Source organism: Desulfosporosinus nitroreducens, from assembly GCF_023897015.1.
Taxonomy (GTDB): Bacteria; Bacillota; Desulfitobacteriia; order Desulfitobacteriales; family Desulfitobacteriaceae; genus Desulfosporosinus; species Desulfosporosinus nitroreducens.
On record NZ_JAMHFY010000055.1, the window covers coordinates 1 to 8714 of the forward strand.

Here is an 8714-nt window from a genome sequence, read left to right on the forward strand (position 1 = left end):
ACAAATGAATGATGGCTCCGTGTACTAAGCTGGTGTATAGCATGGGCAACCAGCTCTTTGCCAGTGCCTGTCTCTCCTGTTATAAGTACAGTAGACTTGGTCTGAGCTACTTTTTTTATTAATTCCTTCATCTTGATAAGGTTAGGAGAATTGCCAATAATTTGATCCAGCGAGTATTTAGCTCCCCTTAACTTGTTCAATTCACTTTTATATTGATTTAGTTCCTGGCTTAAATGACTGATTTTTTGAATTGTAGCCATAGTACTCATTTCATCTGCCTTTGAGAGAGAACTAAATGACGCTACTCCAATTATCTTACCATTTTTCTTAACGGGTATCCTATTAACCAATACAGACTCACCATTCTTAAGCATGAATAATGAGCCCATTTCTTCGCGTCCTGTCCTAGCTACAATATGCATCCGTGTACCAGGGATTACATCCCTAACATCTTTTCCGATGGCTTCATGTTGATTTACTTGCAAGATCTCCGCATATCTGTCATTTAAAAAAATAATCTTACCGTCTATATCTGTCACCACGATACCCTGCATAGATTCTAAAACATAAAAAAATATATCCTTATTCTCTTCACGGATATCTGGCATAAATGTTCACTCCTTTAGAGTCATTAGTGCAATTTTAACATACTATTCTGATTTAAACACTTCCCTTTGTATATTATCTCTAGGGAATTTCCATAAACACAACATAAGCAATTAAACAACACACCTGCTATTGGTTGTTTAATTGCTTCGAAAAGTCATCCTTTAATTCTTACGGATTGATACAATTAAGGTTATAATTTACATAAATATAATACTAAGTATTATAAATTAGTATAATGCAAACCTTTGTTATGATTTATGCTTTTTATCTAAGTAATTTAATAATAAAGCTAACACTAAGCCGTAAAGAGTTATAGCTACTATTTCGGTAATAATATTATTTACAGGCTGATCGATTAAACCTTGAACTTGATATAAATAAACTACTCCCATTAGCGAGAACCATACGCCATAGGCATAAATAGTACTCTTTAAGTAGTAGTTGGCAGTGTTAATACTTGTTAAGAGATATGAAAAGAGTATGCCAACAAATCCCGATAACCCCAACTGTAGAATAAATGCTATTACTGTTTCAACTAGGCTAGTAGGTCTTTTCCCAAAAACCATTAGGAAATGGGTGCAAATTCCTTATAGGAATTACACCCATATTCTTATTAGATTTCGTAATTTTACCTTGTCAATTGTAATGACAATTGAAGGTTTGTAGAAAAGATGTGCTGTATAAGAAATCCATTTTCTCAAACAGCACTTTTTTTATTTAAGACATCAGATTATACATAGAATCAAATCGTTGTATACGGTAAGGATAAAGGTGAAACACTATTCCAAATTTCTTAGAAGGAGTTCATCATGCAAAGAAACTATAAAGATATTACATTATGGCGAGATATAACAGAAGAGCAATGGAACGATTGGAAATGGCAAATCGCTAACAGAATTACAACGGTAGAAGAGTTAAAACAGGTTGTTGATCTTACTGAAGATGAAATACGCGGTGTAAATCACTGCCTTGAAACTCTTCGCATGGCAATTACTCCCTATTATGCTACACTCATCGATCAAAACAATCATGACGACCCTATTCGAAAACAAGCCATTCCAATGGCACTAGAAATGGAAAAGGCTAAGTGTGATATGGAGGACCCTCTCCATGAAGAAAGCGATTCTCCTGTTAAAGGACTTACCCACAGATACCCTGACAGAGTGCTATTTCTTATTACCGATCAATGTTCTATGTACTGCCGTCATTGTACCCGGAGAAGAATGGCAGGTTCAACGGATATGGCCTTGCCCAAGAAAGAACTGGAAAGAGCAATTGACTATATAAAAAAGACCCCACAGATCAGAGATGTATTGATATCTGGAGGGGACAGCCTGCTGGTGAGCGATGAAACTATTGATTATATTCTATCGAGTCTCAGAGCGATTGATCATGTGGAAATTATCCGCTTTGGCTCCAGGACACCTGTAGTCTTACCTCAGAGGATTACGGATGATCTGTGTAATGTCCTTCGTAAATATCATCCTATTTGGCTAAATACTCATTTTAACCATCCTCAAGAAATAACGCCGGAGACAAAAGAAGCCTGCAGAAAACTTGCAGATGCCGGAATTCCCCTCGGTAATCAAACAGTCCTTTTAAAAGGAATTAATGACTGCCCCTATATAATCAAAAGGTTGGTACACGATTTGGTAAAAATGCGTGTGCGTCCCTACTATCTATATCAATGTGACCTATCTTCTGGCATCGATCATTTTAGAACATCCGTAAGTAAAGGTATTGAAATCATCGAACTACTGCGTGGCCATACATCCGGTTATGCTGTTCCGACCTATGTTGTGGATGCACCGGGGGGCGGAGGAAAAATCCCTGTCAGCCCGCAATACCTTATCTCCCAGTCTGCTGATAAGGTTATCCTCCGTAACTATGAAGGGGTTATATGTGCCTATACTGAGCCAGAAGATAAAACAAATGAATGTCATCATTGTGATTATTGTCGAGAATACCAGAACCTGCCTTTCACAGGTATTGAGAAACTTTTCCGAGAGAAAAAATTAAGTCTTGTGCCTAAATCAAATAATCGGATCGCGAGGCGTGATCAATGGGAATAGCTGCAGATAACCAACGCAATTTTTATGAAACAATTAGTCTAGATGACTTATCATTGGATGTCTATATTGATTTCCATAATCAGAGAATAAAACTTCTTAACTATCACGGCAATACCATAAATATAGTAAATAACTCTATAGAACTATGTAAACAGCACGGTATGGGCAAAATCATAGCTACGGTCTATAAGGAAGATGCTCATATATTTACTGACAATGGGTTTGTCCTTGAGGGTACAATTGATGGATATTATAAAGGTAAAACTGGGTATTGTGTTTCATTTTTTAATGATCCCACTAGGGGGCGAAGTAATTATCTTATCGAAGAAGATCAAATTATTAAGACCGCGGAAAAGTATACAAACCTATATCATCATGACGAATTTAGCAAGGAATTTGTCATACGTAATGCAAATCTTAAGGATGCGAGTGAGCTGGCTATCTTATATGGAACGGTATTTGAGACCTATCCGACACCGATGAATAACCCTGACTTTATTGCAGACATTATCAAAAGCGAGAAAGTTATTTTTAAAGTCGCTGAATTTGAAAATAACATTGTCAGTGCTGCTTCTGCGGACTTGTATCAGGAACTATTGCATGCTGAGATAACAGATTGTGCAACCTTTGAACACTTTAGAGGAAGAGGATTATTAAGCGAGTTAGTATATCACCTTGAACAAACTTTGAGAGATAGAAACTATATTACCTTATTTAGCTTGTCAAGAGGGCTATCTCTTGGCATTAATATCGTACTTAGTAAGCATGGATACAAATTTACGGGGAGACTAGCTAATAACTGTAACATTATGGGTAAGTTTGAAGATATGAATATTTGGGTTAAAACAATTGAGAAGTATTAGATTAAAAGGGGGGCTGAATCTTGAGTACTATTATTTTTTCGAAGGAGTACATATTATGAAAAAGCTAAAATTGATTTTGACCTGTATGACAGTAGTGGCCTTTCTGATACCAACAATTGCTCTAGGAGCAGAAGCTGATCCTGCCGTAGAGAATTCTCAGCGCTGGGGTCTGCTAACTCTTTTGCCCCCGCTTTTAGCCATAGCACTGGCCTTCTTCAGTAAGAACGTTGTTCTATCATTATTTCTAGGAGCACTCTCTGGTACGTTTCTACTCTCTTTACAGGCAAATATTTTTTCTGCTTTTTGGGATTCCTTTCTTCTCCTCGTTTCTAAGATTCTTAATTCCTTGGCAGATCCATGGAATGCGGGTATTATTCTCCAAGTTTTAGTTATTGGAGGAGTTATTGCACTTGTAGGAAAAATGGGAGGTGCAAAAGCTATTGCTTTGAGTCTGGCTCACAAGTCAAAGACACCCAGGAGTGCTCAGTTGGTAACCTTTCTAATGGGAATATTTATTTTTTTCGATGACTATGCCAACTCGTTAATCGTTGGTCCGATCATGAGACCCGTAACAGACAAGTTAAGAATATCTCGAGAGAAACTTGCTTTTATTGTGGATTCTACGGCTGCACCAATTGCGGGAATAGCTCTTATCTCTACCTGGATAGGCTACGAAGTAGGATTAATTAAAGATGCCTATCGATCGTTAGGTATAGAAGTAAACGCTTACAATATTTTTGTTTCTACAATACCCTACAGATTTTATAATATTCTGGCCTTGACCTTTATATTTTTTTCAGCTCTCTTTCTCAGAGAATTTGGTCCTATGCTGAGAGCAGAGGTCAGGGCAAGAACAACCGGCAAAGTTTTGGCTGCTGACGCCAAACCAATGATATCGTCTGAGGCTACGGAACTTGAACCTAAGGAAACCACCAAGCTTAGTGTCTGGAATGGAATTATTCCTATTGCTGTCCTTATCGTTGGTGCTTTTCTAGGGTTCTACTTTAACGGGTATCATGCAATCATGGGAGGGGATGATCCTGATCTAGCTCAAGTCCTGATAAATGCTCCTCTTTCATTCGTCTCAATCCGAGAAACCTTCGGTGCCTCAGATGCCAGTGTAGTCCTTTTCCAAGCAGCCGTTTTTGCCAGTATTGTGGCTATAGGCATGGGAGTAATTAAGAGAATCTTTACTTTGAGTGAAGCTATCGATACTTGGATACACGGGATGAAGTCCCTGCTTATAACGGGAGTTATCCTACTGTTGGCCTGGTCTCTGAGTAGTGTAATGAGGGAGCTTGGTACAGCTAATTACCTTGTATCAAAACTCTCTAATACACTTCCAGCGTTTATTCTGCCGACCATAATCTTCGTTTTAGGGGCCGTCATTTCTTTTGCCACCGGAACTTCCTATGGGACAATGGGTATACTCATGCCGCTGACCATTCCTTTGGCCCATGCCATATCTCCAGTAGACAGCTATATTATTATGAATGTTGGAGCAGTTTTAACGGGTGCAATCTTTGGAGATCACTGTTCCCCTATATCCGATACCACGATATTGTCTTCGATGGGGTCAGCCTGTGACCACATCGACCACGTAAAGACCCAGGCTACTTATGCTCTAACCATTGCAGGAATCTCAATCCTTTTCGGATATCTGTTAGTCGGTCTGGGGCTTAAAGTTTATATTGTTCTTCCCCTAGCTATGGGTGTCACTGGGTTAGTACTCTATCTGTTTGGTAAACCAGTCCCGAACTGAGGACCTCACTTCTTTAGGTTGTCAAACAGTTCATCAGCATTATACATTTTGGCTGATAGCTCAAAAAATGTTTTGATAAGTGACTAGTATAAAAGAGTCTTTTGCGGCAAACTATCGTACAACCTACGCCAATAAAGTTTTTTTGGGTTCTTAAGGGAGTAATTATTCAGGCTGCTGTCTGTATTATATTCGGGATGATTTTTGCCTATATTATTTAGGCACGTCCAGTCGTTACAACTTTTGATGCAAGTCACCATTGGCCTTTCTAAGCATGAATTTCCCTAATCTATTTTCTGGAGGTGTAGGTACATTTCGGCCAAATAAATCCAAAAAAGCTGGGCACTTATCCTTTTTTTCACGATATAGAAAAGAAAACTCAATCTCTAAGGTTTTTAAAACAATGGTGTTAGTGTTAGCTGTCAGAGCAGTCCCCTCAGTCCCTGCAGTTTCATACAGTTGGCTGTTCCTAGCATATCCCTGCTATGGAATATATTACTTGTTTGTAATTGTTTAATTTTCTGTAAATAATTGTTATTTATGTAATTGATGGAAACACAGGAAAGATCACCCATAAAACGGTGGAGTGGGGGTGGTAATCGAGGGTATTGACTGTAAGCACTCCATTTCAGAACTTAGTATACAGAGTATAGAAGGCTTAACACAACACTACACAGCACCTTACAGACTGTCCTGTGACCTCTCAGACATACAGAAAAGAACCCCCACCTCTGGAAGTGCCTTCAGGAATTTTCTTATTGCATATAAGGATCAGCTTCTTCTTTATTTACACTTCGACCGTCAATGTAACTAGGAATAGTTGATGAATATGATGATTTAGTTTTTGTGGTATCAGCTATAACACGCCTTTCGTTAAATAGTGTTTTATCTCCAAATGTAACTATGCTCCAAGAAGCCATAAGCCCTGTGATAATATTTGTTAAAGCATACGATAGATTACTACTGCTATCTTTTGGTGCAATTTTATTATTACCAAAACCACTTAATAAAGCATTTACAGTCGCTCCAAAAGCAGAAGCTGAAACCACACCTTTTACTGCCCATTTATTCAAACCAACTTTGGTAACATCCAAACCATGAATATCCCATTTACTAAATTTAATCCAAATGTCATCCAAGCACCTAATAATTGTCCATTCCATTTTCCTGCCTGCCAACGACTACTTACCCATACACCTGCGGCAGTAGTCCAATAAGAACGTTTAGAGATTCCTCTTTTAACCGACATATAATCAAACAAAGATTGAACTATAAAAACTAGCCCTCCAGAAATAATACCTAACAGCATACGATCTTTTGTTTTAGGAATGTTCATCTTCTAAAAACTCCTCCTGTAGTTTATTTTGTTCATTTGTAGTATGTGTTAGTAAATAACTTTAAACTTACCAATAAAATTTTCTGCTAATTTTAAAGTCTGGGAAAGTAGTTGGTTAGTCCACATAGCAAGAAGACACCCCCGTCAATGGAAGTGCCTTCTGCTAAATAACTAAAGTCTGCTATTAAAATTTTCTGGCATAAATAAAGTCTCAGGTGTCAGAGCGTTACAATCAGGCAGTCAATGCTGTCAATCCCATCTCCTTTAATCTTCTGCACAGTGTTGACTTACTCACTCCTGTAGCTTCACAGATGTCCCTGATTGACATTGCCTTTGCTCGGTACAGTTTTATAGCATGTTCTAGCTGTGATCCTCCCTTGATATGACGCTGTAGTCGTTATGGACATAGACAGGTTAAGCAGAGGTGACGGTGAGGAACAGGCTAAGTTAAAAATATCCTTCGTAGGTCAGGGACATTTATTGTAACCCCCAGCAAAAAATATATGACCTTGAAGATGATAGTGATGATATGATGTCTGATATGCAGGGTTTCATTGCTCGTCAAGAGTATAAGATGATCAAGAAGCGACTAAAACGTGGTAAGAAGACTACCTTCAGGAATAAATTTCTTGTCAGCCCCATTTGCATTATTCAAAGTCATATGAACATTGGCCCACTTCTGATTTCCTTGAGTACTACTAAATTCAATATTTGTAACATTTAAATTCCAATCTTTACGTTCCATTTTATTTGGTTGTACTTGGATTACCGCCAAAGAACCTGTACTGGCATCTACCGACTTATTAAAATTAGTTCCAACAAATATGCTTCCAACAAGCAATGATATTCCAATAACACTGAACCCAATACTTTTAACGATATTTATTTTCATCTTATTCGTCTCCTTAATTTATTTATTTTATAATCCTATATAATAGGATGAAGGCGAACTGCTACGGAAATTAGTGTGTACATATCCATATCCTCCTCCAACTACAAAACGGTTTTCCCTTGGGGATCCGTCCAGCTGCTCACCTGCGCATAAGCCATGTTTCCATAAGAGGGCATATCGCCACCACTAAGCGAATTTATTACCGAACCTGCAGGAAGATCCTCTAAGTAAGTATTATCAGCATCTGAAGCCCAAATACTCAGAGCATATTTAGCAGTGGGCTTCAGCGTAGGTCTAATATAATAGATGATATTATCCTGAGTGTTTGCTACTGCCCATCCATTTACTATTGAACCAGTAGAAGACTTCCACCCCTTACATGATATCCAGTGATAAGTTCCGTCGTTATACCAATCTCGTGTGTCTACAATAGCTTCATTATTGGACATTGTCATAATTAAACTCGAACTTGTTGAATAACTACTTCGCATTTGCGGTCTAAGTACTGCTCTACTCCACCAACCTAAGTCAATGTATTGTTTATAACCTATTGCTGCGTTATACCGATATTTCGGTTTAACCGTTGCTAAATCATCCACCATGTGGCAGGATGTATGTATTTTTGAATTACCACAACGGCACAAACCTTGAGGATTTAGCCTAAAGGAAAAACGTCTGCTTCGAGTTGTCCCTCTTGAGGTCCAATCCATATCCCATGCCCCGTTAATTCTCTTGTTGCCAACCAGACTTGATAACGTAAGAACAAGATTGTTATTTATTAGAGCGGATAATATCGTTCTGTTTGTGTATCGCCTAATACATTCGGTTTATTGATATAGCAAATTGAATCAGTCACTAGATAGTTGGTTCAGGCAATCATCTGTGTGGAGTTCCCATATTGAGGTGTGGATGATCTGGATAGCTCATTCATATACGTTATTGCCGGTTCAAAAGCTATTGTTATCAGTTGACCTCTTGCATTTTCAAAGGTAATCACCGCCTTTAAGAGAATACAAAAAAGCGCCCCGTGTGGGACGCTTTAATTTAGTTATATAGCTACCAAAATTTTATAACCTAATACTCACTTTATAATTAAAAGTTACTGTTGTAAGCAGTCAAGTAAAACCAGCAACTTTTCGCCACAAACCATACAACATTTTATCTCTGAGTAATAGTCTTCCTG

General features: G+C 38.1%; 9 protein-coding genes. 3 read left to right on the forward strand and 6 right to left on the reverse strand.

What is annotated here, in order from left to right:
* A partial coding sequence (locus tag M8E35_RS25670) for a sigma 54-interacting transcriptional regulator (protein WP_252473812.1) occupies positions 1 to 608 on the reverse strand: 608 nt, incomplete at its 3' end.
* An 810-nt stretch (positions 609 to 1418) separates the two neighbouring features.
* Between M8E35_RS25670 and kamA the strand changes: the two genes are divergently transcribed.
* Genes kamA through M8E35_RS25685 form a run of 3 tightly spaced genes read left to right on the forward strand, consistent with a single transcriptional unit; the run spans position 1419 to position 5306 of the window.
* Positions 1419 to 2681 (forward strand): lysine 2,3-aminomutase, encoded by a 1263-nt coding sequence (gene kamA, locus M8E35_RS25675; protein WP_252473813.1) that lies wholly within the window; start codon positions 1419 to 1421, stop codon positions 2679 to 2681.
* On the forward strand, positions 2672 to 3544 hold the full coding sequence (ablB, locus tag M8E35_RS25680) for a putative beta-lysine N-acetyltransferase (RefSeq protein ID WP_252473814.1): 873 nt from the start codon (positions 2672 to 2674) through the stop codon (positions 3542 to 3544). Before kamA ends, ablB begins: the two co-directional genes overlap by 10 nt.
* A 55-nt stretch (positions 3545 to 3599) precedes the next feature.
* A complete protein-coding gene (locus M8E35_RS25685; protein WP_373887489.1) occupies positions 3600 to 5306 on the forward strand; it encodes a Na+/H+ antiporter NhaC family protein in 1707 nt (568 codons plus the stop codon).
* Positions 5307 to 6058: 752 nt separating this feature from the next.
* Here M8E35_RS25685 and M8E35_RS25690 read toward each other — a convergent pair.
* The 5 genes from M8E35_RS25690 to M8E35_RS25710 form a co-directional block, all read right to left on the reverse strand.
* A complete protein-coding gene (locus M8E35_RS25690) occupies positions 6059 to 6397 on the reverse strand; it encodes a hypothetical protein (RefSeq protein ID WP_252473815.1) in 339 nt (112 codons plus the stop codon).
* Positions 6373 to 6639 carry a hypothetical protein gene (locus M8E35_RS25695; RefSeq protein WP_252473816.1) on the reverse strand — a complete coding sequence of 89 codons (267 nt, stop codon included), beginning with the start codon at positions 6637 to 6639 and terminating at the stop codon, positions 6373 to 6375. The genes M8E35_RS25690 and M8E35_RS25695 overlap by 25 nt, the downstream gene beginning before the upstream one ends.
* A 232-nt stretch (positions 6640 to 6871) precedes the next feature.
* The gene (locus M8E35_RS25700; protein ID WP_309446512.1) at positions 6872 to 7021 is read right to left on the reverse strand and encodes a MarR family transcriptional regulator; all 150 of its coding nucleotides are present in this window, start codon (positions 7019 to 7021) and stop codon (positions 6872 to 6874) included.
* Positions 7022 to 7228: 207 nt separating this feature from the next.
* Entirely contained in the window at positions 7229 to 7531 is a 303-nt protein-coding gene (locus M8E35_RS25705) for a hypothetical protein (RefSeq protein ID WP_252473818.1), read from the reverse strand.
* A 101-nt stretch (positions 7532 to 7632) separates the two neighbouring features.
* On the reverse strand, positions 7633 to 8241 hold the full coding sequence (locus M8E35_RS25710; RefSeq protein WP_252473819.1) for a hypothetical protein: 609 nt from the start codon (positions 8239 to 8241) through the stop codon (positions 7633 to 7635).
* Between the last annotated feature and the right edge of the window lie 473 nt (positions 8242 to 8714).

Coding starts and splice junctions, on each gene's coding strand:
- kamA (WP_252473813.1), top strand. CDS start 1,419: ATGCAAAGAAACTATAAAGATATTACATTATGGCGAGATATAACAGAA.
- ablB (WP_252473814.1), top strand. CDS start 2,672: ATGGGAATAGCTGCAGATAACCAACGCAATTTTTATGAAACAATTAGT.
- M8E35_RS25685 (WP_373887489.1), top strand. CDS start 3,600: ATGAAAAAGCTAAAATTGATTTTGACCTGTATGACAGTAGTGGCCTTT.
- M8E35_RS25695 (WP_252473816.1), bottom strand. CDS start 6,639: ATGAACATTCCTAAAACAAAAGATCGTATGCTGTTAGGTATTATTTCT.
- M8E35_RS25705 (WP_252473818.1), bottom strand. CDS start 7,531: ATGAAAATAAATATCGTTAAAAGTATTGGGTTCAGTGTTATTGGAATA.
- M8E35_RS25710 (WP_252473819.1), bottom strand. CDS start 8,241: ATGGATTGGACCTCAAGAGGGACAACTCGAAGCAGACGTTTTTCCTTT.